The organism is Vibrio sp. SG41-7, assembly GCF_014164465.1.
In the GTDB taxonomy this organism is placed as follows: domain Bacteria; phylum Pseudomonadota; class Gammaproteobacteria; order Enterobacterales; family Vibrionaceae; genus Vibrio; species Vibrio splendidus.
Window position 1 is genome coordinate 1 of the sequence record NZ_JACJFF010000418.1, and the last position, 261, is coordinate 261.

Consider the following 261-nt stretch of genomic DNA (forward strand, 5'->3'; position numbering starts at 1 on the left):
CAGTTACTTCGGTAACAAACTTGATTTCAATGAACTGAGTGACCAATACGTTTAACTACTTGTAGTTATTCGGCACAGTCAATTCATTACCATTCTGTTGGAATGGTAATAGCTTTAGAATTACATGTTCATGTTTACATGAATATTAGTTTTGAAGTCAGTATTCGTTGAGTCACAAAATCTTAAATTGAAGAGTTTGATCATGGCTCAGATTGAACGCTGGCGGCAGGCCTAACACATGCAAGTCGAGCGGAAACGACA

Annotated in this window: 1 rRNA gene; it reads left to right on the forward strand. The window is 37.5% G+C overall.

Annotation, left to right across the window (positions count from 1 at the left end):
• Window positions 1-184 precede the first annotated feature (184 nt).
• Window positions 185-261, forward strand: a 16S ribosomal RNA gene (locus H5300_RS27425); the annotation flags it as partial.